30 protein-coding genes are annotated in these 23,363 nt (G+C 64.3%); 22 read left to right on the top strand and 8 right to left on the bottom strand.

Features of this window, described 5'->3' with window-relative positions; translation table 11 throughout:
- Positions 1-221: 221 nt before the first annotated feature.
- The 14 genes from CAG29_RS10485 (at position 222) to recX (ending at position 9,981) form a co-directional block, all read left to right on the top strand.
- On the top strand, positions 222-647 hold the full coding sequence (locus CAG29_RS10485) for a phage tail assembly chaperone (protein WP_085694372.1): 426 nt from the start codon (positions 222-224) through the stop codon (positions 645-647).
- Between the two features lie 53 nt (positions 648-700).
- On the top strand, positions 701-1,741 hold the full coding sequence (locus CAG29_RS10480) for a phage tail protein (RefSeq protein WP_085581502.1): 1,041 nt from the start codon (positions 701-703) through the stop codon (positions 1,739-1,741).
- A gap of 7 nt (positions 1,742-1,748) precedes the next feature.
- Complete coding sequence (locus tag CAG29_RS10475) at positions 1,749-2,330, top strand: tail fiber assembly protein (protein WP_085632111.1); 582 nt, start codon at positions 1,749-1,751, stop codon at positions 2,328-2,330.
- Between the two features lie 82 nt (positions 2,331-2,412).
- Complete coding sequence (locus tag CAG29_RS10470) at positions 2,413-3,339, top strand: hypothetical protein (RefSeq protein ID WP_085694369.1); 927 nt, start codon at positions 2,413-2,415, stop codon at positions 3,337-3,339.
- Entirely contained in the window at positions 3,339-3,791 is a 453-nt protein-coding gene (locus CAG29_RS10465) for a hypothetical protein (RefSeq protein ID WP_085581508.1), read from the top strand. Before CAG29_RS10470 ends, CAG29_RS10465 begins: the two co-directional genes overlap by 1 nt.
- A gap of 42 nt (positions 3,792-3,833) precedes the next feature.
- On the top strand, positions 3,834-4,730 hold the full coding sequence (locus CAG29_RS10460) for a phage tail protein (RefSeq protein ID WP_085632117.1): 897 nt from the start codon (positions 3,834-3,836) through the stop codon (positions 4,728-4,730).
- On the top strand, positions 4,731-5,177 hold the full coding sequence (locus CAG29_RS10455) for a phage tail assembly chaperone (RefSeq protein WP_085581512.1): 447 nt from the start codon (positions 4,731-4,733) through the stop codon (positions 5,175-5,177).
- 14 nt (positions 5,178-5,191) lie between these two features.
- Complete coding sequence (locus tag CAG29_RS10450) at positions 5,192-6,394, top strand: carbohydrate-binding protein CenC (protein WP_085637357.1); 1,203 nt, start codon at positions 5,192-5,194, stop codon at positions 6,392-6,394.
- A gap of 8 nt (positions 6,395-6,402) precedes the next feature.
- On the top strand, positions 6,403-6,600 hold the full coding sequence (locus CAG29_RS10445) for a hypothetical protein (RefSeq protein WP_085632121.1): 198 nt from the start codon (positions 6,403-6,405) through the stop codon (positions 6,598-6,600).
- Between the two features lie 106 nt (positions 6,601-6,706).
- On the top strand, positions 6,707-7,270 hold the full coding sequence (locus CAG29_RS10440; protein ID WP_085581518.1) for a glycoside hydrolase family 19 protein: 564 nt from the start codon (positions 6,707-6,709) through the stop codon (positions 7,268-7,270).
- Complete coding sequence (locus tag CAG29_RS10435) at positions 7,252-7,788, top strand: lysis system i-spanin subunit Rz (protein WP_085581520.1); 537 nt, start codon at positions 7,252-7,254, stop codon at positions 7,786-7,788. The genes CAG29_RS10440 and CAG29_RS10435 overlap by 19 nt, the downstream gene beginning before the upstream one ends.
- 68 nt (positions 7,789-7,856) lie before the next feature.
- Positions 7,857-8,357, top strand: coding sequence for a CinA family protein (locus tag CAG29_RS10430; RefSeq protein WP_085581522.1), 501 nt, complete (start codon positions 7,857-7,859; stop codon positions 8,355-8,357).
- Between the two features lie 83 nt (positions 8,358-8,440).
- A complete protein-coding gene (recA, locus tag CAG29_RS10425) occupies positions 8,441-9,502 on the top strand; it encodes a recombinase RecA (protein ID WP_085581524.1) in 1,062 nt (353 codons plus the stop codon).
- 8 nt (positions 9,503-9,510) lie between these two features.
- On the top strand, positions 9,511-9,981 hold the full coding sequence (gene recX, locus CAG29_RS10420; protein ID WP_085632123.1) for a recombination regulator RecX: 471 nt from the start codon (positions 9,511-9,513) through the stop codon (positions 9,979-9,981).
- 46 nt (positions 9,982-10,027) lie between these two features.
- Here recX and CAG29_RS10415 read toward each other — a convergent pair whose 3' ends face one another.
- Positions 10,028-11,143, bottom strand: a complete 1,116-nt coding sequence (locus CAG29_RS10415; RefSeq protein WP_085581527.1) for a TIGR00730 family Rossman fold protein — start codon at positions 11,141-11,143, stop codon at positions 10,028-10,030.
- Between the two features lie 350 nt (positions 11,144-11,493).
- Between CAG29_RS10415 and CAG29_RS10410 the strand changes: the two genes are divergently transcribed.
- Positions 11,494-11,688 (top strand): hypothetical protein, encoded by a 195-nt coding sequence (locus CAG29_RS10410; protein ID WP_085581529.1) that lies wholly within the window; start codon positions 11,494-11,496, stop codon positions 11,686-11,688.
- Here CAG29_RS10410 and CAG29_RS10405 read toward each other — a convergent pair whose 3' ends face one another.
- On the bottom strand, positions 11,689-12,114 hold the full coding sequence (locus tag CAG29_RS10405) for a PA3611 family quorum-sensing-regulated virulence factor (protein WP_085581531.1): 426 nt from the start codon (positions 12,112-12,114) through the stop codon (positions 11,689-11,691).
- Between the two features lie 189 nt (positions 12,115-12,303).
- On the opposite strand from CAG29_RS10405, the gene CAG29_RS10400 reads away from it, so the two are divergent.
- The 3 genes from CAG29_RS10400 to CAG29_RS10390 all read left to right on the top strand — a co-directional run bounded on the left by CAG29_RS10400 (position 12,304) and on the right by CAG29_RS10390 (position 14,360).
- Complete coding sequence (locus CAG29_RS10400; protein ID WP_085581533.1) at positions 12,304-13,047, top strand: tRNA-uridine aminocarboxypropyltransferase; 744 nt, start codon at positions 12,304-12,306, stop codon at positions 13,045-13,047.
- Between the two features lie 224 nt (positions 13,048-13,271).
- Positions 13,272-13,922: a response regulator transcription factor ErdR gene (erdR, locus tag CAG29_RS10395; RefSeq protein ID WP_085581536.1), complete on the top strand. Its 651-nt coding sequence runs from the start codon at positions 13,272-13,274 to the stop codon at positions 13,920-13,922.
- A gap of 75 nt (positions 13,923-13,997) precedes the next feature.
- Complete coding sequence (locus tag CAG29_RS10390) at positions 13,998-14,360, top strand: diacylglycerol kinase (protein WP_085581538.1); 363 nt, start codon at positions 13,998-14,000, stop codon at positions 14,358-14,360.
- Here CAG29_RS10390 and CAG29_RS10385 read toward each other — a convergent pair.
- Positions 14,357-15,283: a LysR family transcriptional regulator gene (locus tag CAG29_RS10385; RefSeq protein WP_085581540.1), complete on the bottom strand. Its 927-nt coding sequence runs from the start codon at positions 15,281-15,283 to the stop codon at positions 14,357-14,359. The genes CAG29_RS10390 and CAG29_RS10385 overlap by 4 nt on opposite strands.
- 147 nt (positions 15,284-15,430) lie before the next feature.
- Here CAG29_RS10385 and fpr point away from each other — a divergent pair, with 147 nt between their 5' ends.
- Complete coding sequence (gene fpr, locus CAG29_RS10380) at positions 15,431-16,210, top strand: ferredoxin-NADP reductase (protein ID WP_003222277.1); 780 nt, start codon at positions 15,431-15,433, stop codon at positions 16,208-16,210.
- A 91-nt stretch (positions 16,211-16,301) separates the two neighbouring features.
- Here the strand turns inward: fpr and tsaA are convergent, their stop codons facing one another.
- The 5 genes from tsaA to rimO all read right to left on the bottom strand — a co-directional run bounded on the left by tsaA (position 16,302) and on the right by rimO (position 20,402).
- Positions 16,302-17,000, bottom strand: coding sequence for a tRNA (N6-threonylcarbamoyladenosine(37)-N6)-methyltransferase TrmO (tsaA, locus tag CAG29_RS10375; RefSeq protein WP_085581542.1), 699 nt, complete (start codon positions 16,998-17,000; stop codon positions 16,302-16,304).
- 3 nt (positions 17,001-17,003) lie between these two features.
- Entirely contained in the window at positions 17,004-17,471 is a 468-nt protein-coding gene (locus tag CAG29_RS10370) for a DUF1456 family protein (RefSeq protein WP_085581544.1), read from the bottom strand.
- Positions 17,472-17,540: 69 nt separating this feature from the next.
- A complete protein-coding gene (locus tag CAG29_RS10365) occupies positions 17,541-18,251 on the bottom strand; it encodes an rRNA pseudouridine synthase (protein ID WP_085581546.1) in 711 nt (236 codons plus the stop codon).
- A 216-nt stretch (positions 18,252-18,467) separates the two neighbouring features.
- Entirely contained in the window at positions 18,468-18,941 is a 474-nt protein-coding gene (locus CAG29_RS10360) for a GNAT family N-acetyltransferase (RefSeq protein ID WP_085632125.1), read from the bottom strand.
- Positions 18,942-19,064: 123 nt separating this feature from the next.
- Entirely contained in the window at positions 19,065-20,402 is a 1,338-nt protein-coding gene (gene rimO, locus CAG29_RS10355) for a 30S ribosomal protein S12 methylthiotransferase RimO (protein WP_085632127.1), read from the bottom strand.
- 347 nt (positions 20,403-20,749) lie between these two features.
- Between rimO and CAG29_RS10350 the strand changes: the two genes are divergently transcribed.
- The 3 genes from CAG29_RS10350 to CAG29_RS10340 all read left to right on the top strand — a co-directional run bounded on the left by CAG29_RS10350 (position 20,750) and on the right by CAG29_RS10340 (position 23,356).
- Positions 20,750-22,591, top strand: coding sequence for a potassium transporter Kup (locus tag CAG29_RS10350; RefSeq protein ID WP_371856103.1), 1,842 nt, complete (start codon positions 20,750-20,752; stop codon positions 22,589-22,591).
- Between the two features lie 175 nt (positions 22,592-22,766).
- Complete coding sequence (locus CAG29_RS10345) at positions 22,767-23,057, top strand: Phd-YefM (RefSeq protein ID WP_085694367.1); 291 nt, start codon at positions 22,767-22,769, stop codon at positions 23,055-23,057.
- A gap of 11 nt (positions 23,058-23,068) precedes the next feature.
- A complete protein-coding gene (locus CAG29_RS10340) occupies positions 23,069-23,356 on the top strand; it encodes a type II toxin-antitoxin system RelE/ParE family toxin (RefSeq protein ID WP_085581556.1) in 288 nt (95 codons plus the stop codon).
- Positions 23,357-23,363 lie beyond the last annotated feature (7 nt).

Below are 23,363 nucleotides of genomic sequence, written 5' to 3'. Positions count from 1 at the left end.
CACGATCAGCGTGGACAAAGGCTACGTGTCCAAGTCTTGGCCGCTGGCCTTCAAGAACCAGTGCAGCGGTGCCTGGGCGAGTTATTCGCACGCCGGGAACGCCCCCTATCTGGACATCACCACGCCGCCGTTGGTGACCTATTTCGACGTGAATCAGGTGCAGGTGATGAGCAACTCCGGCGGCACGGGCTTCATCAGCGTCGTGAGCGTGGGGAACTGAAATGAAACGATTCTATAGCCGTACGACAGGCAACACCTATCTGGCCGGTCATCACACTTTGCTGCCGGACGATGCCGTCGAAATCGACGATGAGCGCTACGAGACGGTGATCGCCAATCCGGCGGCGGGAACCGAGCGGTCTCACGATGACCAGGGTCTGCCGGTGTTGATCGAGGCCGCGCCGGTCTCGGACGAGCAAACGGCGCGGCAGGCCAAGGCCTGGCGCGACAAGGAGTTCGATCGGGTGGTCTGGCTGCGTGACCGCCATCGGGATGAAGTCGAGTTGATGAAGTCCACCACGCTGTCGGACGCCGAATACCAGTCGCTGTTGGCTTATCTGCAAGCGCTGCGCAAGTGGCCGCAGACGAAGAAATTTCCTTCCGCACGCTCCCGGCCGAAGAAACCCGCCTGGCTGAAAGCCGAGTGAGCCGCGGCCGCCTCGCCGGCCCCGCAACCATGATTCAGATAAAGGATTGAAGTATGGATTATCCAAAAAGCGTCCCCAGCGTCGGCCTGGTCGACGGCCGGTTCGTCGATGAAAACCCGGTGGCAGGCACGCCGGGTTCGTTGATTCCGGCGGTGTGGGGCAACGGTGTGACCGAAGAGCTGCTGACCGTCATCAAGGCGGCCGGCATCGCGCCGGCCGAAGGGGTGAACGATCAGTTGCTGACGGCCGTCAAGAAGCTGCTGAGCCTGGCCAGCCCCATGTCATCAAAAGTCGTCGAGGTGTCCGGATCGAGGGTATTGGGCGCCGATGAGCTGGGGCTGGTCCTGATCAGCGCCGGCACGGCGGACACGACCGTCACCCTGCCGGCGGTGAACGCGCTGTCAGGCGTGCGGGACGTGATTGTCCGCCGCACCGACAACAGCGCCAACCGGCTGGTCGTGCAGGCCGGCGGCAACGACCGGATCAGGTTTCACACTCACCTGTCCGCCAGCGGTTATCCGTTTTTCGTGTTGATGGGGGCGGGCGACTGGTGGCATCTGCGCAGCGACGGCTCGGGCAACTGGTGGCCGGTCGGGCGGTTTGACGGGACGGCGCTGGGGCGGATCGTGTACGAGAGTTCGACCGCCCTCAGTCCCGGCGGTTACGGCGCACTGAACGGCAGAGAGTTCCAGCGCGCCGAATGGCCATGGCTGTGGGATCACGCCGTTCAGTCCGGGATGCTGCGCGCCGAGGCCGACCGCGCGGGCGGCTGGAGCAGCGGCGACGGCGTCAAGACCTTCCGGGGCCCGGAAGTGCGCGGCGAATTCATCCGGACGCTGGATGAGCAGCGCAACATCGACGCCTCACGGGTGGCCGGTTCCTGGCAGACCGGCACCAATATCGCCGGCGACAACGGTTCCGCCCCGGCGGTCCACGGGATCGGCAACCTGGCGACGATCGGGGCGGATCCGACTGCCTATACCGGGCTGACCTACTACGTCGCCGCGACGGCCGCCGAAAACTTCGGCTCCCCGTACTGGGGCTTGGCCCGGCCTCGGAACATCGCCTATCCGGGCCGTCTTAAACTCATTTGAGGTGCTTATGGCTTTCTACTACGTCAACGAACTGACCCAGGAAATGACCGGGCCCGTCGAACTCCCGGAATATCCGGGGTTGGGCGTTGTGGTGCCGGGCAACGCCATCGGCTTGCCTGAAGCATTGCCTGCCGCCGAGCCGGGCCATGTCTGGGTATGGCGCGATCAGCAAGCGGTGCAACTGATCGATCTGCGCAACCGAACGGTTTATTTCAAGGAAAACGGCAATGCCCTGTATTGGATCCAATTGGGGCCGTTGCCCGATCACTTGACCGTCAAACCCCGGCCTAACGCCTACTGCTTCTGGAAGGAAGGTGACTGGGTGCTGGATGAAGAGGCCGAGCGAGCAGGTCTGGCGGCGCAGGCCGACATCGATCGGGATAACCGTCTGCGTGAAGCGGTCATCCGTGTGGCGCCGCTGCAGTACGCCTATGAACTGGGCGAAGCGGGCAGCGATCAGGTCGCGATGATGCAGGCCTGGAAACGCTACGCCATCCACCTGTCGCAGATCGAGCAGCAGGCGGACTATCCGCGCAACATCGTCTGGCCGGTCGCGCCGGGCCGCACCGCGGTGCCGCCCTCCGCCTGACTGACACTCCCTCACCCCTCTACAGGCGGTTCAGTGCTGCCGGCATTCGGCTGCCCGTAGAAACCCATTCGAAGGTTGTGCAATGGACTACCCCAAAAGCATCCCCGGCGTCGGCCTGGTCAACGGCGGCTTCATCGATGAGAACCCCGTGGCCGGCACGCCGGGCTCGCTGATCCCCGCTGCCTGGGGCAACAGCGTGACGCAAGAAATCCTCAACGCCATCAAGGCGGCCGGGCTGACTCCCGACGAAACCCGCAACGATCAGCTCGCCTCGGCCATCGGTGCCCTGGTCGATTTCAACAAGCTCAGGAACACCCCGACCACGCTGAGCGGCTACGGCATCACCGATGCGACCGGACGGCTATTGGCGGTCAAGCAGTTCGACACGGTCGGGATCACGGTGTACCAGCCTGATCCCAGGGCCAAGCGGATCCGCGTGAGATTGATCGGGGCTGGCGGCTCCGGGGGCGGATGCGGGCCGGTGCCGGCCAACTCCCTGGCGATCGGCGGAGGCGGCGGATCGGGCGCCTACGGCGAGAGCTTCTATGACGTCACTGCGCAAATGCTCGCCGGCGTGCCGGTTTCGCTGGGCGCGGGAGGTGCCGCGCGCAACGCGGCCGGGCAGGCGGGCGGTGGCGCTTCCTTCGGCGCTTACATGAGTGCGGCAGGCGGCGGGGGCGGGCAGGTGCTGACCGTTGCAGTGACGGCGACAGCTTCCGGTTTCGTGCAGGGCGGCGTGGGCGGCCAGACCGTCACCGGCGGCAACCTGGCCAATGCCCGCGGCAACACCGGAAGCTTTGCGATGTTCAACAACAATTGGGGAATGCTCTCCGGCGGCGGTGGCGCAAGCCCGTTCGACGGCGGCGGCACGTTCACCGGCGTCAACGGAAACGGTTGGCCCGGCGTCCGTGGATCGGGCGGCAGCGGTGCCTGCTCGAACAGTGCCTCCACCTCTTTCGTGAGCGGTGCGGGCGGTAACGCTTTCTGTGAAATCTGGGAGTACGCCTAATGGCCCTGTATGCACGGGTGGAAAACGGCATTGCCGTCGAACTGATCGACACCGGGGACTACGCGATCACCCAGCTGTACGCCCCGTCCTTCGTCGAGTCGATGGTGCAGGTGCCTGAGGGCGCCGAGGTCGAGATCGGTGCGCCGCTGGGCGATATCCGGCGGGCCGCCGAACCGGCGCCCGCGTCGGTCGCGTCGGTGCCAGTAGCACCGGCCATTACGGAAGAACCGTCGCGGGCGCAGGAAAAGGCCTGGCGCGAGTCCGTGCTGGCGGACACCCAATGGCTGATGGCGCGCCACCGCGACGAGCAGGAGCTCGGCCGCGCGCCGACCCTGGCCGCGCCGCAGTACCTGGCGCTGCTCCAGTACCGCCAGGCCCTGCGCGATTGGCCAGGTGCCGGCGCAACCCAGCGGCCGGCGGCTCCGCCATGGCTGGGTGCCGACGGCGGTTGACGCCATCGCGGCGCCTGTCATTTCAATATCAGGAGAAGAACAGTGGATTATCCGAACAATGTACCCAGCGCCGGCCTGGTGGACGGCCAATTCGTCGATGAGGATCCGGTCTCGGGCAAGCCGGGGTCGCTGATTCCGGCCAGTTGGGGCAACGGCGTCACCCAGGAACTGCTGAATGTCATCCGCACGGCCGGCATCACGCCGACCGAGGCGGCCAATGACCAGCTGCTCAAGGCTTTACGCAGCAGCAAGCTGTTTGTCACCCCGCCGCAGTTCGACAACGGCCAGTCGGTCGCGACCACCGGGTTCGTGACCCGCAGCGGCCTGCAGTTTTCCGGTTTTTCGTCCTATGCGGTGAGCACCGCCCTCAGCGCATCGAGCGTGGGCGGCGTGGCCAGTTTCGCCAGCGGGACGCCGATCACGGCGACCTTGCCGTCCATCGCCGGGCTTGCCCATGGCAGCACCGTGCATGTCATCAACGCCGGCAACGGCGTCCTGACCATCAATCCCGCCGCCAGCGAAACCATCGAAACCTGCAACGGCACCTTCGGCGCGCTGAAGCTCGGCATCGGCGACAGCGCCCAATTCATCAAGCTCAGCGGCCAGTGGCGCCTGTACGGCGGTTCGGTCAGCGACCGGTACGCCACGGCCCATTTCGGCGTCTACGGCAATGTCGGGTATCAGCGCTATCCCAGCGGCAACATCGAGCAATGGGGAGTCGGCACCTCAAATGCCGACGGCAACGTTTTCGTCACCTTTCCCATTTCGTTCCCGACGGCGTTTTCGTCCCTCGTGGCCACTCACTCGGGCGGCGATGCGGCGATGGTCGCCCTGGTCGGCGGCAGCGTCACCCAGCAGGGCTGCACGCTGAGAATCCGCAACAGCGCAGGGCAAGTGCAGCAGGGCTGGAGCGTGAATTACTTTGCGAAGGGGTATTGAATGAACGCGTTCAAAGTGTTGTTCAGCGCCAGCACCCGGGGCGTCTATGTACCGGGCATCAACTCGTCGGACATTCCCGGCGATGTCATCGAGATTCCCCAGGACTACTGGATTTCCCTGCTGCAGCAGCAGGCGGTCGTGGCGAAGGTCATCGGCGTCAATCCCAACAACGGCTTTCCGGTGCTGACCGATCCGCCGCCGCTGACGCCCGACGAGGCCGCCGACGCCGAACGCCGCTGGCGCGACGCGCAGTTGGCCGCCACCGACGGCCTGGTGGCCCGTGACCGCGACGAGCTGGAGGACGGCGGCGGCACCACCCTGACCACCGAGCAATACACCGAACTGCAAACCTACCGGCGTGCGCTGCGGGACTGGCCGCAGGGCTCGTTCTTTCCGTTCAGCGAGCATCGTCCGGCAGCGCCGCGCTGGTTGGCTTCGGCGATCTGACCCAGGAAATTCACATGGACTATCCCAAGCGCATTCCCGGCTCAGGGCTGGTGAACGGCCGATTCGTCGACGAAGACGCGATCGCCGGAACGCCGGGTTCCCTGATTCCGGCCAGTTGGGGCAACAGCGTCACTGAAGAGATCCTCAATGCGATCACCGCTGCCGGACTGACGCCGGACGAGGAGCAGACCGATCAGTTGGCCAGGGCCATCCGCCAGCTGGCCAAGCCGGATCCGCTGCAGCAGTTTCCGGTGCAGGTGTACCGCAAGAACGTGCTGATCAACGGCGGTTTCGATATCTGGCAACGCGGGACCGCCAACCCGGCACCGAACATCGGCGGCTTCGTGGCCGACCGTTTCCGTTGCGACTGGAACGGCAATGCCGGTGTCGCGATCAGCCGGCAAAGCTTCGTTCCCGGTCAAGGCGAAGTCGCGGGCGAGCCTCAGGCATTTTTGCGTTGGCAGCAAACGGCGGCCGGCACCGGCTCGACCGTGCATCGCATTTCCCAGAACGTCGAATCGGTCAGGACGTTGGCGGGCAGGACGGCGACCGTTTCGTTCTGGGCCCGTTCCGACGCGGCCCGGCAACTGCGGGTCATGATCTTCCAGAACTTCGGCGCGGCCGGTTCGGAAACGGTCGAGCGAGCGGTCGGCGACGTTCAGGTCGGCACTGCCTGGGCCCAGTACAGCGTTTCATTTCAGGTGCCGGGCCTCGCCGGAAAGATGCTGGGGGCGAACCATCACCTGAGGCTGGCCTTCGACCTGCCGCTCAATGTGCTGCAGACCGTGGACCTGGCCCGGATCCAGCTGGAGGAGGGGCCGGTGCCGACGCCTTTCGAACGCCGCACCGAAGCGCAGGAACTGAGCGACTGCCAACGCTATTTCGAGCGCTCGTTCACGGGGGGACTGCCGATCCGGGCGAACAACGGCTCCGGCACCTGCATCTCGACATTCACTCAAGTCCCGGCCGCCAACACCGGCCAGTACGGCATGACGATCGGCATGCTGGTGCAGAAGCGCGTCCTGCCGACGGTCGTGGCCTACTGTCCAGGTGAAAACAGCGCTCAGGTCTGGAACCAGTCGATCGGCAAATCCTGCACCGGAACGTTCCTGCAGGGCCTGACGGACCGTGCGATCTCGTTCGCCACCGTCACGCCCGTCGGCAGCGCCCCCGGACAGACCCTGCAGATCGAATGGACGGCCGATGCCGAAATCTAGGAGGAACGATGGACTATCGACTGACCGCACAAGGCGTGATGCGCCTGAGCGACGCGGCCTACATTCCGCAGGATCCGGGCAACCGCGACTGGCTCGAGTATCAGGCGTGGCTGGCGGCGGGAGGGCAGGTGCTGCCCCGGCTTGACGATCCCGACGCAGAGGAACCGCAGCGCGGCGTCCTGGGCTTTTTCAAGCGCATCATTTAAACCCTTCATTAAAGGATCAAGCGTGAAAACTCTGGAAAACAACTGGTTGGCGAGTTTCTCCCGCCAACCGTGATTCAATCGCAGTATCCAGGGAGGATCGAACATCATGCCAATCACCGAAAACCAGCTTGTCAGCATCATGCCGAACGCCCGCTCCCAAGCGGGCGTTTTCGTTCCGGCGCTCAACGCCGCCATGGCCCGTCAGCGCATCGACACGCCCAAGCGCATTGCCGCATTCCTGGCCCAGGTCGGCCATGAGTCGGGCCAGTTGCGCTACGTGCGGGAACTGGGCAGTCAGCAGTACCTGAGCAAATACGACACCGGCGCCCTCGCGGCCCGGTTGGGCAACACCCCCGAAGCCGACGGCGACGGGCAGAAATACTGCGGCCGAGGGCTGATCCAGATCACCGGCCGCGCCAACTATCGGCAATGCAGCCTCGGGCTGTTCGGCGACGAACGCCTGCTGGCCCTGCCGGAACTGCTGGAGCAGCCGCAATGGGCGGCCGAGTCCGCCGCGTGGTTCTGGGCGCAGAACGGCTTGAACGAACTGGCCGACCGCGACCAGTTCAACACCATCACCCGGCGCATCAACGGCGGGCTCAACGGCCTGCAGGACCGTCTGGAGCTCTGGGGGCGGGCGAGGGCGGTGCTATGCCCGGTCTCGGCCTGAACCTCTGGCGGCTGGCCGGCATCGCGCTGCTGGCCGTCGCGGCGGCGGCGCTGGCCTGGCGGTTCCAGGACTGGCGCTACGGCCGGCGACTGGCCGAACAGGCCCTTGAACATGCCCAAGTCCTCAATCGACTCACCCTGACGGCCGCCGCCGCGCAACAGGCCGAACAGGACAAGCGCCTGGCCCTGGAGCAACGGCTCCAGGCCAGCGAACAGACCCACTACCGAGCGCTCAATGATGCCCAACGTGATCAGGCTCGCCTGCGCGACCGCCTTGCCACTGCTGATCTGCGCCTGTCAGTCCTCGTCGATGCCGGCGACGTTGCCCATGGCTGCGACCTGCCCGCCGCCCCCGGCGCCGGCGGCGTGGATCATGCAGCCCTACGCGCCCGACTTGACCCGGCGCATGCTCAACGAATTGTCGCCATCACCGACGAAGGCGACCGCGGACTGATCGCCCTGCAGGCCTGCCAGGCCTATGTCAGGACCCTGGCGCCCGCACCTTCACATCTTGAATGAGCCTGCGCCTTGCATGCGCCATGGGCTCGTGTACGGTGGTGCACATCCCATCCGATCCGGAGTGCGCCGTGAAAGAAATCACCCAACTGGCCGCCGAACTTGGCCGGCGCCTGCAGTTGCTCAACGCCCACGTCACCACCGCCGAGTCCTGCACCGGCGGCGGGATCGCCGAGGCGATCACCCGCATTCCCGGCAGCTCGGCATGGTTCGAGGCCGGCTACGTGACGTATTCCAACCGGCAGAAGACCTTGCAGCTGAATGTGCCGGCGGAGCTGTTCCCGACCGTGGGCGCGGTCAGCCGCGAAGTGGTCGAGGCCATGGTGCGCGGTGCCCAGGCCAACAGCCGGGCGCGCTTCGCCGTGGCGGTCAGCGGCGTGGCCGGGCCGGACGGCGGTTCGCCGAACAAACCGGTGGGCACGGTGTGGCTGGCCTGGGGCGCGGGCGATACGGTGTGCAGCGAGGTGCAGCACTTCCCCGGCACCCGTGACGACGTCCGCCGACAAACGGTGAAGGCCGCGCTAGAGGGGTTGCTGCGACTGACGGCACGAGAAATCGAAAATCAGGGGTAGGCGATCCTCGAACGCTGTGGAATAATACTGGCTACTTATACAGGTGTTGGCCGTCAGGCCTTATTGATTACGTGAGGACTTTAATGGACGACAACAAGAAGAAAGCCTTGGCTGCGGCCCTGGGTCAGATCGAACGTCAATTCGGCAAGGGTGCCGTAATGCGTATGGGCGATCAGGACCGTCAGGCGATCCCGGCCATTTCCACCGGCTCTCTGGGTCTGGACATCGCACTGGGCATCGGCGGCCTGCCAAAAGGCCGGATCATCGAGATCTACGGCCCTGAATCGTCCGGTAAGACCACCTTGACGCTGTCCGTGATCGCCCAGGCCCAGAAGGCCGGCGCGACCTGCGCCTTCGTCGACGCCGAACACGCCCTGGATCCCGAGTACGCCGGCAAGTTGGGCGTCAACGTCGACGACCTGCTGGTCTCCCAGCCGGACACCGGCGAGCAGGCCCTGGAAATCACCGACATGCTGGTGCGCTCCAACGCCGTTGACGTGATCATCGTCGACTCCGTGGCCGCGCTGGTGCCGAAGGCTGAGATCGAAGGCGAAATGGGTGACATGCACGTGGGCCTGCAAGCCCGTCTGATGTCCCAGGCGCTGCGCAAGATCACCGGCAACATCAAGAACGCCAACTGCCTGGTGATCTTCATCAACCAGATCCGCATGAAGATCGGCGTGATGTTCGGCAGCCCGGAAACCACCACCGGCGGTAACGCGCTCAAGTTCTACGCTTCGGTTCGTCTCGACATCCGCCGTACCGGCGCGGTGAAGGAAGGCGACGAAGTGGTCGGCAGCGAAACCCGCGTCAAGGTCGTGAAGAACAAGGTCGCTTCGCCGTTCCGTCAGGCTGAGTTCCAGATCCTGTACGGCAAGGGCATCTACCTCAACGGCGAGATGATCGACCTGGGCGTGTTGCACGGCTTCGTCGAGAAGTCCGGCGCCTGGTATGCCTACAACGGCACCAAGATCGGTCAGGGCAAGGCCAACTCGGCCAAGTACCTGGCGGACAACCCAGACGTCGCCGCCGCGCTCGAGAAGCAACTGCGCGACAAGCTGCTGTCTTCGTCGGCCGTTGCAGATGCCAAGGCTGGCGCTTCGGTCACCGAGACCGAAGACGACATGGCTGACGCCGACATCTGATTGCAGCGATGACAACCGCCGTACTCGATACCCTCGTCGCGGTGCGGCGAACCGCCATGGACCTGCTCGCACGACGCGAGCACGGTCGGGTCGAACTGACGCGCAAGCTGCGTCAGCGCGGCGCCCCGGATGAAATGATCGAATCCGCCCTCGACCGTTTGACGGAAGAGGGTCTGCTCAGCGAAGCACGCTACCTCGAAAGCTTTGTCTCCTACCGCGCCCGCGCCGGCTACGGCCCGATGCGGATTCGTGAAGAGTTGAGCCAACGTGGTTTGCAGCGTGCCGACATCGACCTCGCCTTGCGCGAGAGCGGTATCCCTTGGCAGGCGCAACTGGAGGATACGTGGCGACGCAAGTTCTCCGGGCAACTGCCTGCAGACGCCAAGGAACGGGCCAAGCAAGGCCGTTTCCTGGCCTACAGGGGATTCTCGATGGAGATGATCAACCGCTTGTTCAGCGGTCGAGGGATGGACGATTAAATGAAAACGGCCCGCTATTTCGATAGCGGGCCGTTTTTTTTTGCCCTCACGTTGCCTTCGAGGGCTCCCGGCTGCGTTGTGGGGTTTGCGGTCTGGACCGGGCCCAGTTTTCCGGCAGGTTGATGTAGTCCACCAACTCACGCAGCCGTCCGTGGTTCCGGGCGTTGAACGCGAACGTCAGCCGCGCGAGATGGCTGAACTGGGCCTCGTCTTCTTCGCTGTTGAAGGTGTGCTGGTGGAACCGGTCGCTCAGGCACAGGTCGGCGAAGGCGTCCTGCATGTGGGCCAGGGCCTGGTCGCTGAGCCTGTGGTTCATGCGGATCAGGAACTGGCGCTTGAGCCAGCGGCTGGAGTGGAAGTTGCCGTAGAACTGCTGGATCTGCTCCACCGCCTCCTCGGCGCTGAAGACCAGGCGCATCAGTTTCAGGTCGGTCGGCAGGATATAGCGGTTGTCCTCCAGTTGTTGGCGGATGAAGTCCAGTGCGCTCTGCCAGAACGTGCCGCCCGGTGCGTCCAGCAGCACCACCGGCACCAGCGGGCTTTTGCCGGTCTGGATCAGGGTCAGCACTTCGAGCGCTTCGTCCAGGGTGCCGAAGCCCCCCGGGCACAGCACCAGCGCATCGGCTTCCTTGACGAAGAACAGCTTGCGGGTGAAGAAAAAGTGAAACGGCAGCAGGTTGCCGGTGCCGCCCACGGTCGGATTGGCATGCTGCTCGAAGGGCAGGGTGATGTTGAACCCCAGGCTGTGGTCGCGGCCGGCGCCTTCATGGGCGGCGGCCATGATCCCGCCGCCGGCGCCGGTGATGACCATCATGCCCGAGCGGGCAAGCCCGGCGCCCAGTTCACGGGCCAGGGCATACAGCGGGTGCTCCACCGGCGTGCGCGCCGAGCCGAACACCGTGACCTTGCGCCGTCCCTTGAACTGTTCGAGGGTGCGGAACGACTGCTCCAGTTCGCGCAGGGCCTGCAGGGTGATCTTGGCGTTCCAGCGGTTGTGGTCGTCCTGGGCCATGCGCAGCACGGTCAGGATCATGTCGCGGTAGATGGGGAGGTTGGGGCTGTCAGGTGAAACCAGGTTGAGTTGTTCTTCGACCTTGCCGACGAGGTCGTGGCCGCTTTCCTGAAAATGCCGGCTGAGCAGGTCATTCGGTTGGTAAGGCATTCAACGTCTCCTTCTGCACAGAGCCCTTGTGCCCTGACGAGCGGCGTCAGTGCCGCGCTGCAAAACAATGTGGCGGGCAGCTCCTTCCTGCCGCGGAAAAGTGAACGGGAAACACATTCAATCTAGACCGTCGCAAGACAGTTCGTCGACTTCATCATTGCGCCGCAAAGTCTTTGCCGGCAACCGCTTATTGTCGCTTTGCAAGGTGCTTTCACCGCTCGTCCGAAGCCGTGCCGGACGGCCGATGCTCTGATTTACTAAGTTACAGGCGCGGTGCGACAGGTTTGCGTCAGCGGCCGTACACGGGGCGCATGCGATTCAAGGATTTGCGGGTGGCAAGGAGGCGGAACATGGCCAGAGTCATTCTGGAGATCGATACGCAGCTGTATCGGTTGCTCAAAGCGTCGGCCGAGACCAATCATGTGAGTCTCGAGGAGGAGTGCTGCCGACGCCTGGCGGGAGGGGAGCGCCGCTCGCGCTACCTGCAGGCCTTGCTGGCCGAACTGCGCGCCGAGGATGAGCAGCGGCGCGCCAATTCCAGGTGATTACTTCTTCTTGGCCGGGCCGGGTTTCGGGCAATCCGACTCTTGATAGCTGGCGGAACCGACCGGACGGTTGGTCTTCACTTCGGTGAAGTCGTAGCGCATGACCGCGCCCTTGGCCATCAGCTTGCGGTAGGACGGGTTGTTGCACACCGAGGCGCCCAGCTGGAAATACACGGCCTTGGGGTCGGCGCGCATCTGGTCGGCGTGGCTCTTCTGCACGCTCAGGTGGTTGATCAGCGTGGTGCCCTCGACGGTGTAGCCCTGATCGAGAATGTCTTCGTTGATCGCCCGAGGCGTGCCGACGCTGCTCTGCGTGGCGACGTTGCGCAGCTCTCTGTTCAGGTTCTGCTCACTCAGGGAGGCGGCCTGGGCGCTGAGGGAAGACGCCAGCGCAATGGCAGCGACGGGAACGGTAAGGCGCAGCATGAAACTCTCCTGGTTCAGTGACTGGTGGTTCGACCCGCCACGGGGCTGTGCGTTCAGTGGCGGCGAATTATAGGGGAGCCGGTCGGGAGGGTACAGGCTTGCGCCCGCCGCTCTGGTAGACTGCCGGCCTTTATCGCCTTGCCGAGTGCTGTTCGTGTCGAGTTCCCCTGTCTGCCGGCGTCGCCCGCAATGACCCATGCCCCCAACGCCGTGGCCCGCCTGCGCGACCAGCGCGAAGACGAAGGCATCAAGCCGATCCAGGCCCGTGGCTGGCGCGCGCCCCGTTGCCGCGATTGCCGGGTGATCCAGAGCCATTGCCTGTGCGCGTGGCGCCCGAAGGTCGAATCCCGTTCCGGGGTCTGCCTGATCATGACCGGCAAGGAAGTGTTCAAACCCAGCAACACCGGCTGGCTGATCGCCGACGTGGTGCGCGACAACCATGCCTTCATCTGGTCGCGCACCGACACCGACGAACAGCTGCTTGCGCTGCTCAACGATCCGCAGCGGCAACCGTACCTGGTGTTCCCCGGCGAGTACGTCGAGCCGTCCCGGGTGACGCACACCGTGACGCCCGACGGCGGCAAGCGCCCGCTGTTCATCTTGCTGGACGCGACCTGGACCGAGGCCCGCAAGATCTTCCGCAAGAGCCCGTACTTCGACCGGTTGCCGATCCTCAGCCTGCTGCCCGACCGGCTGTCGCGCTACCGCCTGCGCCGCTCCACCCGCAGCGAGCACCTGTGCACCGCCGAAGTCGCGGCGCTGTGCCTGGAGCTGGCGGGCGATTCGGACGCCGCTTCGGCGCTGGACGCCTATTTCGACGTGTTCAGCCAGCATTACCTGGGCGCCAAGCAGCAGCGGGAGGTGAATGTGTCCACCCCGGCCCACGCCGAACTGCTGCCGTTCATTGACGCCGCGCCAGCGGTGCCGGCCTGATACTGGCCCATACTGCTAAAGCAGGGGGCGTTGCGCTTGACCACCCCGTCTTCGCTGGGCATGCTTGGCGCCGGTTCGGGGGCGGCCAAGGTCTGAAACGCCGTTTTTTCCGTGATTGGCGTTGAACGTGCCCCTGTGGATACCGCTGCCTGGCGTTATCTTGAGTTGCCTTGGCATGGCCCGAATGCATCGGGCCAGCCATCAAGAACAGGATCATTTGAAAAATGGCCACATACGACATCCTGATTGCCGATGACCACCCGTTGTTTCGCAGCGCGCTGCATCAGGCGCTGACCCTGGGCCTCGGCCCGGATGTGCGGCTGGTGGAGGTGGCGAGCATCGCCGAACTGGAGGCCCGCCTGACCGAAAAGGCCGATTGGGACCTGGTGCTGCTGGACCTGAACATGCCGGGCGCCTACGGATTCTCCGGGCTGGTGCTGCTGCGCGGCCAGTACCCGCAGATTCCGGTGGTCATGGTGTCCGCCCAGGAGGAGGCCTCGGTGATGGTCAAGTCCCGGGAGTTCGGCGCCAGCGGCTTCATTCCCAAGTCCAGCGACCTGAACGTGATCCAGGAAGCGGTGCGCAAGGTGCTGGACGGCGATGTGTTCTGGCCGCCCCAGGCGTTCGAGGCCGTCAGCGTCTCCAAGGAGGCCAAGGCCGCCAGCGATGGCCTGGCCAGTCTCACGCCGCAGCAGTTCCGGGTGCTGACGATGGTCTGCGAAGGGCTGCTGAACAAGCAGATCGCCTATGAGCTGAACGTGTCGGAGGCGACCATCAAGGCTCACGTCACGGCGATCTTCCGCAAGCTGGACGTGCGCACCCGCACCCAGGCGGCGTTGCTGCTGCAACAACTTGAGTCAATTCCCAGCCAGTGAGGGCTGGCGCCTTCACGCTTTTTTGACTTTCGTTGATCTAGCTTTCCCACTTCTTTTTGGTCGGTTATCTACTTTATGTCACCTTTCAAGGGCCAGACGGGCCTCAAACGCATCCTCAACGCCTCCGGCTACTCGCTGGACGGCTTGCGCGCAGCCTTCAACGGCGAAGCGGCGTTCCGTCAACTGGTGCTGCTCAACGTAGTGCTGATTCCGCTGTCGTTCTTCCTCGACGTCAGCCGGGTCGAACAGGCGCTGCTGATCGCCGTGTGCCTGCTGGCGCTGATCGTCGAGCTGCTGAACTCGGCGGTGGAGGCGGCCATCGACCGCATTTCCCTGGAACTGCACCCGCTGTCCAAGAACGCCAAGGACATGGGCAGCGCCGCGCAGTTCGTGGCCCTGAGCATGATCGCCCTGGTCTGGGCGGTGATCCTGCTTTAAGCGATGCTGGGCAGCACGATCTCGTCGCTGCGCTGCACACCTGCGGTGAAGGCGCGGCACAGTTCGAGGAATTCGCGCATGGCGGAGGTCTGGTACTTCTGCTTGTGCCAGATGAAGTAGAACTGCCGGGCCAGATCCAGGTCCGGTGTCTCCACCGGCACCAGGCTGCCGCGCCGGAAGGCATCGCGCAGCGCCAGGCGCGAGATGCAGCCGATCCCCAACCCCGACTCCACCGCGCGCTTGATCGCCTCGGTGTGCTCCAGCTCCAGCCGGATGTTCAGCGCGCTGCGGTGATGACGCATGGCCTGATCGAAGGTCAGGCGCGTGCCGGAGCCTTGTTCGCGCAGGATCCACGCTTCCTGGGTCAGTTCGTCCATGGTCACGCTGCCGCGCTGGGCCAGCGGATGCTGCGGGGCGCAGAACACCACCAGCTCATCCTCGACCCAGCTCTGCACTTCGATGTCCGGGTGGCTGCAATCGCCTTCGATTAGACCCAGATCAATTTCGTAGTGGGCGACCTGTTGCACGATGTTGGCGGTGTTCTGCACATGCAGCTTCACTTGGCTTTCCGGGTGGCGCTGCATGAAGCCGCCGATCAGCAGGGTCGCCAGGTAATTGCCGATGGTGAGCGTCGCGCCCACCGACAGCGAGCCGAAACCGGACTTGCCGTTGAGCAGGTCCTCGATTTCCTTGGCCTGGTCGAGCATCGCCACCGCCTGCGGCAGCAGTTGCTTGCCCAGGGCGTTGAGGCTCAGGCGCTTGCCGGCGCGGTCGAACAGCTGGCAGCTGGACTGACGCTCCAGTTCAGTGATCGAGGTGCTCGCCGCCGATTGCGACAGGTTGAGCAGCCCGGCAGCCCGGGAAACGCTTTCCTGCTGGGCCACGGCGACGAAGACTTGCAGTTGACGGAGTGTAAATCGCATATCGATATAACCGATAACCGTTATCTTGATAATCCAGTTAACAGATATTGTCGGCGCTATTAGAATGCGATGCAATTGCGCACCGTCGGCGCTCTTCGAGAGCAGTGCAGAGCAAGGCGCAGATCAATCTCCAGGAGTCCCCCGTACATGAGCAACATGAACCACGAGCGTGTCCTCAGTGTTCACCACTGGAACGACACTCTGTTCAGCTTCAAGTGCACCCGCGATCCGGGCCTGCGCTTCGAGAACGGTCAGTTCGTGATGATCGGCCTGCAACAGCCCAACGGCCGCCCGCTTATGCGCGCCTACTCGATCGCCAGCCCGAACTGGGAAGAGCATCTGGAGTTCTTCAGCATCAAGGTGCCGGATGGCCCGTTGACCTCCCAGCTGCAGCACCTGAAGGAAGGCGACGAGATCATCATCAGCAAGAAGCCGACCGGCACCCTGGTGCTGGACGACCTGAACCCGGGCAAGCACCTGTACCTGCTGAGCACCGGCACCGGCCTCGCCCCGTTCATGAGCGTGATCCAGGATCCGGAAACCTACGAGCGCTTCGAGAAAGTGATCCTGGTTCACGGCGTTCGCTACGTCAACGAAGTCGCCTACCGTGAGTTCATCACCGAGCACCTGCCGCAGAACGAGTTCTTCGGCGAAGCGCTGCGCGACAAGCTGATCTACTACCCGACCGTGACCCGCGAGCCGTTCGAGAACCAGGGCCGCCTGACTGACCTGATGCGCAGCGGCAAACTGTTCAGCGACATCGGCCTGCCGCCGATCAACCCGCAGGACGACCGCGCGATGATCTGCGGCAGCCCGAGCATGCTCGACGAGACCAGCGAAGTGCTCGACAGCTTCGGCCTGAAGATCTCGGCCCGCATGCGCGAGCCTGGCGACTACCTGATCGAGCGCGCGTTCGTCGAGAAGTAAGCCTACCCCCTGCAGGAGCGAGCACGCTCTCGCAGACATGAAAAAGCCCGCGTTGCCTTCACCGGCAGCGCGGGCTTTTTCGTTTCCGGGCTCAGGCGCCGGCGGGAACCACTTCCAGGACGCGGATCCGCTCCGGCGTCGGGTAATGCCAACGCACGTCCAGGTCCCAGAACTGCGCACCGTACTCGCGCTCAGGCTGGGGCGTCTGGTAGGCCGGGCGCGGATCCTGGGCCAGGCATTGCCCGATCAGCTCGACCAGCGGTTCGCCGAGGCGCTGGGCATGCCCGTGGGCCTGTTGCAGCGCCGCCTCTGCCCATTCCACGTCAATCAGCACCGGCGCGGCGCTGGCGATGCCGTTGCAGGCTTCGGGGACGATGTCGGCGTAGGGCACGTAAGGCTTGATGTCGAGTACCGGCGTGCCGTCCAGCAAGTCGATGCCGGAGATGAACAACCTGCCGGCCTCGACCTTGTCCAGTTTCACCACGGACTGGCCGATGCCGTTGGGCCGATGGGTGGCGCGGGTGGCGAACACCCCCATGGACTTGTTGCCGCCCAGGCGAGGCGGGCGCACCTTCAGCCGTGGCGTGTCCTCCAGCGCCTGATGGAACAGGAACAGCAGCCACACGTGGCTGACCTGCTCAAGGCCCTGCACCGCATCGCCCTGGTCGAATGGCGCCACCAGTTCCAGCACGCCGCGGGCGGCCGGGGCCAGTTGCGGCTGACGGGGAATGGCGAACTTCTCCTTGAAGCAGGAGCGCACGAAGCCGATGGGGGAGACGCTGTAGGCCATGGCTCAGCCGCGCACGCGCAGGGTCAGGCCCTTGAGGAAGTTGCGCAGCAACTGGTCGCCGCACGGGCGGTAGTTGTTGTGGCCGACCTTGCGGAACAGGGCGCTCAGCTCAGGCTTGGACACCGGGAAGTCGACGGACTTGAGGATCACGTGCAGGTCGTCTTCCTTCAGCTCGAAGGCCACGCGCAGTTTCTTCAGGATGATGTTGTTGGTCACCGGCAGTTCGACCGGCAGCGGCGGGCGGCTGTCGTCCTTGCCGCGTTTGAGGATCACCAGGCCGTCGAGGAAGTGGGCCATGACGTCGTCCGGGCAGCGCACGAAGCCTTCTTCGTCCTCTTCCTTCTTGTCGAGGTAGGCCACCACGTCTTTCAGCGCCACGTCCATGCCGCCCATCTTGGTGATCTCGACGACCTTCTTGTCGCTGATGTCGAGCATGTAGCGCACGCTGCGCAGTACGTCGTTGTGAATCATGTGTGCAATCCTGAGGGTTCGTTGTGGGCACCGCGCAGGCGATGCCGGATGTCGGGAGGCGGCCGGGCGTCAGAACTTCTCTTTGCCGGACAGGTAGCGCCACTGGCCCGCCGGCACCTTGCCGATGGACACGCCGCCGATGCGGATGCGACGGATGCCCAGCACCTTCAGCCCGACCGCTTCGCACAGCCGAGCGAGGAGCCCGGGCTGCGGGTTCTTCATGGCGAAGCGCAGGCGGTTTTCGCTCTGCCAGCTGGCCTTGACCGGCGGCAGTTCGGTGCCCTTGACGCGCAGGCCGTGCTGCATGCGGTTCAGGCCGTGCTCGGTCATTTCGCCCTCGACCTCGACCACGTACTCCTGCTCGATCTTCGCGGCGTCGGCGGTGAGTTTGCGCAGCACTTTCCAGTCCTGGGTGAACACCATCAGGCCGCTGGCGCCCGGCTGCAGGTCGGCGCCGGCGGTCAGGCGCAGGAAGTGCCCGCGCAGCGGCCGTTTGCCGAACCGGTGCTCTTCGCTGAGGGTGTCGGCGCCGAGCGAGCGCATGGCGGTCTCGGTGTCCATGCCGGCCGGTACGTTGAGCAGCAGGGTCACCGGCTCCGGCGCGGTGGCCTTGGCGTCCTTGTCGAGCTCGACTTTCTGGTCGCCGACCTTGAACTGCGGTTCGTCGACGACTTCGCCGTCCACGGTGACCCAGCCGCCCTCGATGAACAGTTCGGCCTCACGGCGGGAGCAGCCGACCAGTTCGATGAGGCGTTTGGAAAGGCGGATCGGGTCAGTCATGGCAGGGTCGCAATAAAAAAGGGGTCGGCATTGTACCTCCATGGGGGCGCCAAGGCCCGGATCCATTTCGGTTCGCTGCGTTTCCTGTGCGGATTTGACGCGGGAGCGAGCCTGCTCCCGCCTGGGTCTTGCGGTGCAGCCAAACCTGTGGGAGCCAGCCTGCTGGCGATGGCGTCATTGACGGCGCCGCAAAGCCTGAGCAAGGCAGCCGCTCCTCTAGCCAGTGCTCGAACGCTGGCGGTTCTGGCGCAGCCGCATGTGCAGCAACGGGTAGGGCTGGCCCATGCCGTCGACGTCCGAACGGCCGATCACCTCGAAACCTTGCTTGAAATAGAAGCCCAGGGCCTGAGGGTTCTGCTCGTTGACGTCCAGTTCGTCGGCGTTCAGGTGTTCCAGGGCGTAGCGCAGCAATTGCTTGCCCAGGCCTTGCCCGCGATGGTCCGGATCAATGAACAGCATTTCCACCTTGCCCGCCGCCACGCCCGCGAAGCCGGTGATGCGCTGGCGGTGGTCCTTGGTGCAGATCAGCATCACGGCATCCAGGTAGCGGGTCAGCACCAGATCCTTGAGCAACAGGATGTAGCTGTCCGGCAGAAAGTCATGGGTGGCGCGCACCGAGGCTTCCCAGACCCGGGTCAGTTCCGGGTAGTCGCTCAGTTTCGGCGTGTGGATGACCGAAGGATGACGCATGTCCGTTTGCCTCCTCATCAGTGGATTCACCAACGATAGCCGTAAAAAAGCCCCGCATCTCGGCAAAGAGAGCAGGGCTTGGCTTTCAGCGGGCAATTCCCTGCGGGAACAGGGTTTGCCGAATCAGATCTGTTCGGCCCAGAGGTCGTACTCGTCGGCGTCGGTCACCTTGCACCAGACCTTGTCGCCCGGCTTGAGGTTGCTGCCGTTGTCGATGAACACGTTGCCGTCGATTTCCGGGGCATCGAAGAAGCAGCGGCCGACCGCGCCTTGCTCGTCGACTTCGTCCACCAGCACTTCGATCTCGCGGCCGATGCGCAGTTGCAGGCGCGCCGAGCTGATGGCCTGCTGGTGCGCCATGAAGCGCTCCCAGCGGTCTTGCTTGACGTCGTCCGGCACGATGTCCAGGCCCAGGTCGTTGGCCGGGGCGCCTTCGACCGGCGAGTACTGGAAGCAGCCGACGCGGTCGAGCTGGGCTTCGGTCAGCCAGTCCAGCAGGTACTGGAAGTCTTCTTCGGTTTCGCCGGGGAAGCCGACGATGAAGGTCGAGCGGATGATCAGGTCCGGGCAGATCTCGCGCCAGTTCTTGATCCGCGCCAGGGTCTTGTCTTCGAACGCCGGGCGTTTCATCGACTTGAGGACCTTGGGGCTGGCGTGCTGGAACGGGATGTCCAGGTACGGCAGGATCTTGCCGGCGGCCATCAGCGGGATCAGCTCGTCGACGTGCGGGTACGGGTAGACGTAGTGCAGGCGCACCCAGACGCCGAGGGTGCTGAGGGCTTCGCACAGCTCGGTCATGCGGGTCTTCACCGGCGCGCCGTTCCAGAAGCCGGTGCGGTACTTCACGTCGACGCCGTAGGCGCTGGTGTCCTGGGAGATCACCAGCAGTTCCTTGACGCCGGACTTGACCAGGCGCTGGGCCTCGTCGAGCACATCGCCCACCGGACGGCTGACCAGCTTGCCGCGCATCGACGGGATGATGCAGAAGCTGCAGCTGTGGTTGCAGCCTTCGGAAATCTTCAGGTAGGCGTAGTGGCGCGGGGTCAGCTTGACGCCTTGCGGCGGCACCAAGTCGATCAGCGGGTTGTGGTCCTGCTTGGGCGGCACGACTTCGTGCACGGCGCTGACCACTTGCTCGTACTGCTGCGGGCCGGTCACGGCCAGCACGCTCGGGTGCACGTCGCGGATGTTGCCTTCTTCCACGCCCATGCAGCCGGTGACGATCACCTTGCCGTTTTCCTTGATCGCTTCGCCGATGACTTCCAGCGACTCGGCCTTGGCGGAGTCGATGAAGCCGCAGGTGTTGACCACCACGACATCGGCGTCCTGATAGGTGGACACCACGTCATAGCCTTCCATGCGCAGCTGGGTCAGGATGCGCTCGGAGTCGACCAGTGCTTTGGGGCAACCCAGGGATACGAAGCCAACCTTGGGATTGGCCGGCGCAGGAGTGGTGGACATGTCTAACCTCGGTGTCTGTGACGTCGCTTGCCTGATGCATGAGCCGACGGACGGGCGCTTGAACTGCGCCTCTGATCAAAAAGTGCGCAATTCTAGCGACGAGCAGCGCACTTGACCAGCTTTATACGGGGAAATGCGACGAGTGCTGCGCTATGCTTCGCGCCAATGCGCTTTACCGCTTTTTTATAGTCAACCAATCGACTGTAACAACAGGTAATAAGGGCGCAGGCTGCATCAAAAAGCAAAGTGCTTCGTTCAGAGGCCGGTCTGGGAATCAGGAGTGTTGGATGGGTCACGCAAGTAGTCATGCGGCGGGCGCCGAAGGTTCGGCAACCAAGCCGCTGAGCATGCTGGTCGCGGCGGTCGGGGTGGTTTACGGCGACATTGGCACAAGTCCGTTGTACACCCTGAAAGAAGTGTTTTCCGGCGCCTATGGCGTGCCCGTCAATCACGACGGGGTGCTGGGCATCCTGTCGCTGATTTTCTGGTCGCTGATCTGGGTCGTGTCGATCAAGTACATGATGTTCGTGCTGCGCGCCGACAACCAGGGCGAAGGCGGGATCATGGCCCTCACCGCGCTGGCGCGGCGGGCGGCGGGGCAGCGGGCCAGGCTGCGCACGCTGCTGGTGGTCTGCGGGCTGATCGGGGCGGCGCTGTTCTACGGCGACAGCATGATCACCCCGGCGATTTCCGTGCTCTCGGCCATCGAAGGCCTGGGGCTGGCGTTCGAGGGCATCGACCACTGGGTGGTGCCGCTGTCGCTGGTGGTGCTGGTGGGCCTGTTCCTGATCCAGAAGCACGGCACGGCGCGGATCGGCATTCTCTTCGGGCCGATCATGGTCACCTGGTTCCTGGTGCTCGGCGCCCTCGGGATCTACGGCATCAGCCACTACCCGGAAGTGCTGCACGCGCTCAACCCGGTCTGGGCCGTGCGTTTCTTCATGGTGCATGCCGGCATGGGCGTGGCGATCCTCGGCGCGGTGGTGCTGGCGCTGACCGGCGCCGAAGCGCTGTACGCCGACATGGGCCACTTCGGCCGCAAGCCGATCGCCCGCGCCTGGTTCCTGCTGGTGCTGCCGGCCCTGGTGCTCAACTACTTCGGCCAGGGCGCACTGCTGCTGGAGAACCCGGACGCCGCGCGCAACCCGTTCTACCTGCTGGCGCCTAGTTGGGCCCTGATCCCGCTGGTGGGCCTGTCGACCCTGGCCACGGTGATCGCGTCCCAGGCGGTGATTTCCGGCGCGTTCTCCCTGACCCGTCAGGCGATCCAGCTCGGCTACATCCCGCGCATGTACATCCAGCACACCTCCAGCGACGAGCAAGGGCAGATCTACATCGGTGCGGTGAACTGGTCGCTGATGGTCGGCGTGGTGCTGCTGGTGATCGGCTTCGAGTCCTCCGGCGCCCTGGCCTCGGCCTACGGCGTGGCCGTGACCGGCACCATGCTGATGACCACCATCCTGGTGTCGGCGGTGATGCTGCTGCTGTGGAAGTGGCCGCCGGTGCTCGCCGTGCCGGTCCTGCTCGGCTTCCTGCTGGTGGACGGCCTGTACTTCGCCGCCAACGTGCCGAAGATCGTCCAGGGCGGCGCATTCCCGGTGATCGCCGGCCTGGCGCTGTTCATCCTGATGACCACCTGGAAGCGTGGCAAGCAACTGCTGGTCGAGCGTCTGGACGAAGGCGCGTTGCCGCTGCCGATCTTCATCAGCAGCATCCGCGTGCAGCCGCCGCACCGAGTGCAGGGCACCGCCGTGTTCCTGACCGCCCGCTCCGACGCCGTGCCCCACGCCCTGTTGCACAACCTGCTGCACAACCAGGTGCTGCATGAGCAAGTGGTGCTGCTGACGGTGGTCTACGAAGACATCCCGCGCGTGCCGCCGTCCCGGCGCTTCGAGGTCGAGGCCCACGGCGAAGGCTTCTTCCGGGTGATCCTGCACTTCGGCTTCACCGACGAGCCGGATGTGCCCCAGGCGCTGAAACTGTGCCATCTGGACGACCTGGACTTCAGCCCGATGCGCACCACCTACTTCCTCAGCCGCGAAACGGTCATCGCCTCCAAGCTCGAAGGCATGGCCCGTTGGCGCGAGGCGCTGTTCGCCTTCATGCTGAAGAACGCCAACGGCAACCTGCGCTTCTTCAACCTGCCGCTGAACCGGGTGATCGAGCTGGGGACGCAGGTGGAGATGTAATCCCGCCGTAAAGCGAAAGCCCCCGTCGGCCTTGCGGCTGGCGGGGGCTTTTTTGTGGGCGGCGGGAGCGTTCGGTTGCGGGGTGCACGACGGAAGCATCAAGTTGCACTGTGTTTAATACAACGCAATACTCTGTGCATTATCGTGCGCAACAGCAACTGAGCAAGAGGTGAATATGACGGCATTACTAGAGCGTGCTGAACAGGCTATCTCCGTGACTGCCATGATCCGGGGCTTCAGCGCGAGGCTCAAGGAGATTTCCAGTCGTGCCACCGAACGTCTGGTCATCTTCAAGGACAACCAGCCGGCAGCGGTCATCATCAATGTGCAGGCCTATCAGGAAATGCTGGACGAGCTTGAGAACCTGCGCATCGAAGCGGCAGCCCGTGAGCGTCTGGGCAGCTTTGATCAGACCCGCGCAGTCAGTCATGAGGATATGCGGGCAAGGTACGCCCGGAAGGATTAAGGGAGCGCTGGATGGTTTGGGGAGTGGTTTATCATCCGGAAGTCCAGGGCGATCTGGATCAGCTGGGAGCGGCAGCGGCCAACCGGATTCTCGATGTCATTGAAGAGCGGATCATCCATGGCGAGCCGGACAAGATCGGCAAACCGTTGAGGGCCAGCCTTGCCGGCTGCAGGCGGATCCGAACCGGCGACACGCGGATTGTCTATCGGGTCGACGGTAAGGCCATCCAGGTTCTGATCGTCGCCGTCGGCGCGCGACGCGACGAAGAGGTCTACGACGCCGCAGAGCGTCGCCTTTAAACGAAAG

Origin of the sequence: Pseudomonas sp. B7(2017) (assembly GCF_002112745.1) — a bacterium.
Lineage (GTDB): Bacteria > Pseudomonadota > Gammaproteobacteria > Pseudomonadales > Pseudomonadaceae > Aquipseudomonas > Aquipseudomonas ekonensis.
Note: the sequence above shows the minus strand (reverse complement) of the source record. Positions and strands in the feature narration are given on the sequence as shown.

What these genes read in the sequence shown, in the direction of transcription:
- CAG29_RS10350 (WP_371856103.1), top strand. Translation starts at nt 20,750, where the DNA reads ATGCTGGTCGCGGCGGTCGGGGTGGTTTACGGCGACATTGGCACAAGT.
- CAG29_RS10470 (WP_085694369.1), top strand. Translation starts at nt 2,413, where the DNA reads ATGGACTACCCCAAAAGCATCCCCGGCGTCGGCCTGGTCAACGGCGGC.
- CAG29_RS10450 (WP_085637357.1), top strand. Translation starts at nt 5,192, where the DNA reads ATGGACTATCCCAAGCGCATTCCCGGCTCAGGGCTGGTGAACGGCCGA.
- erdR (WP_085581536.1), top strand. Translation starts at nt 13,272, where the DNA reads ATGGCCACATACGACATCCTGATTGCCGATGACCACCCGTTGTTTCGC.
- CAG29_RS10340 (WP_085581556.1), top strand. Translation starts at nt 23,069, where the DNA reads ATGGTTTGGGGAGTGGTTTATCATCCGGAAGTCCAGGGCGATCTGGAT.
- CAG29_RS10385 (WP_085581540.1), bottom strand. Translation starts at nt 15,283, where the DNA reads ATGCGATTTACACTCCGTCAACTGCAAGTCTTCGTCGCCGTGGCCCAG.
- CAG29_RS10455 (WP_085581512.1), top strand. Translation starts at nt 4,731, where the DNA reads ATGAACGCGTTCAAAGTGTTGTTCAGCGCCAGCACCCGGGGCGTCTAT.
- CAG29_RS10370 (WP_085581544.1), bottom strand. Translation starts at nt 17,471, where the DNA reads ATGATTCACAACGACGTACTGCGCAGCGTGCGCTACATGCTCGACATC.
- fpr (WP_003222277.1), top strand. Translation starts at nt 15,431, where the DNA reads ATGAGCAACATGAACCACGAGCGTGTCCTCAGTGTTCACCACTGGAAC.
- tsaA (WP_085581542.1), bottom strand. Translation starts at nt 17,000, where the DNA reads ATGGCCTACAGCGTCTCCCCCATCGGCTTCGTGCGCTCCTGCTTCAAG.
- CAG29_RS10415 (WP_085581527.1), bottom strand. Translation starts at nt 11,143, where the DNA reads ATGCCTTACCAACCGAATGACCTGCTCAGCCGGCATTTTCAGGAAAGC.
- CAG29_RS10390 (WP_085581538.1), top strand. Translation starts at nt 13,998, where the DNA reads ATGTCACCTTTCAAGGGCCAGACGGGCCTCAAACGCATCCTCAACGCC.
- CAG29_RS10475 (WP_085632111.1), top strand. Translation starts at nt 1,749, where the DNA reads ATGGCTTTCTACTACGTCAACGAACTGACCCAGGAAATGACCGGGCCC.
- CAG29_RS10400 (WP_085581533.1), top strand. Translation starts at nt 12,304, where the DNA reads ATGACCCATGCCCCCAACGCCGTGGCCCGCCTGCGCGACCAGCGCGAA.
- CAG29_RS10360 (WP_085632125.1), bottom strand. Translation starts at nt 18,941, where the DNA reads ATGCGTCATCCTTCGGTCATCCACACGCCGAAACTGAGCGACTACCCG.
- CAG29_RS10345 (WP_085694367.1), top strand. Translation starts at nt 22,767, where the DNA reads ATGACGGCATTACTAGAGCGTGCTGAACAGGCTATCTCCGTGACTGCC.
- CAG29_RS10445 (WP_085632121.1), top strand. Translation starts at nt 6,403, where the DNA reads ATGGACTATCGACTGACCGCACAAGGCGTGATGCGCCTGAGCGACGCG.
- rimO (WP_085632127.1), bottom strand. Translation starts at nt 20,402, where the DNA reads ATGTCCACCACTCCTGCGCCGGCCAATCCCAAGGTTGGCTTCGTATCC.
- CAG29_RS10405 (WP_085581531.1), bottom strand. Translation starts at nt 12,114, where the DNA reads ATGCTGCGCCTTACCGTTCCCGTCGCTGCCATTGCGCTGGCGTCTTCC.
- recX (WP_085632123.1), top strand. Translation starts at nt 9,511, where the DNA reads ATGACAACCGCCGTACTCGATACCCTCGTCGCGGTGCGGCGAACCGCC.
- recA (WP_085581524.1), top strand. Translation starts at nt 8,441, where the DNA reads ATGGACGACAACAAGAAGAAAGCCTTGGCTGCGGCCCTGGGTCAGATC.
- CAG29_RS10440 (WP_085581518.1), top strand. Translation starts at nt 6,707, where the DNA reads ATGCCAATCACCGAAAACCAGCTTGTCAGCATCATGCCGAACGCCCGC.
- CAG29_RS10485 (WP_085694372.1), top strand. Translation starts at nt 222, where the DNA reads ATGAAACGATTCTATAGCCGTACGACAGGCAACACCTATCTGGCCGGT.
- CAG29_RS10465 (WP_085581508.1), top strand. Translation starts at nt 3,339, where the DNA reads ATGGCCCTGTATGCACGGGTGGAAAACGGCATTGCCGTCGAACTGATC.
- CAG29_RS10480 (WP_085581502.1), top strand. Translation starts at nt 701, where the DNA reads ATGGATTATCCAAAAAGCGTCCCCAGCGTCGGCCTGGTCGACGGCCGG.
- CAG29_RS10435 (WP_085581520.1), top strand. Translation starts at nt 7,252, where the DNA reads ATGCCCGGTCTCGGCCTGAACCTCTGGCGGCTGGCCGGCATCGCGCTG.
- CAG29_RS10410 (WP_085581529.1), top strand. Translation starts at nt 11,494, where the DNA reads ATGGCCAGAGTCATTCTGGAGATCGATACGCAGCTGTATCGGTTGCTC.
- CAG29_RS10365 (WP_085581546.1), bottom strand. Translation starts at nt 18,251, where the DNA reads ATGACTGACCCGATCCGCCTTTCCAAACGCCTCATCGAACTGGTCGGC.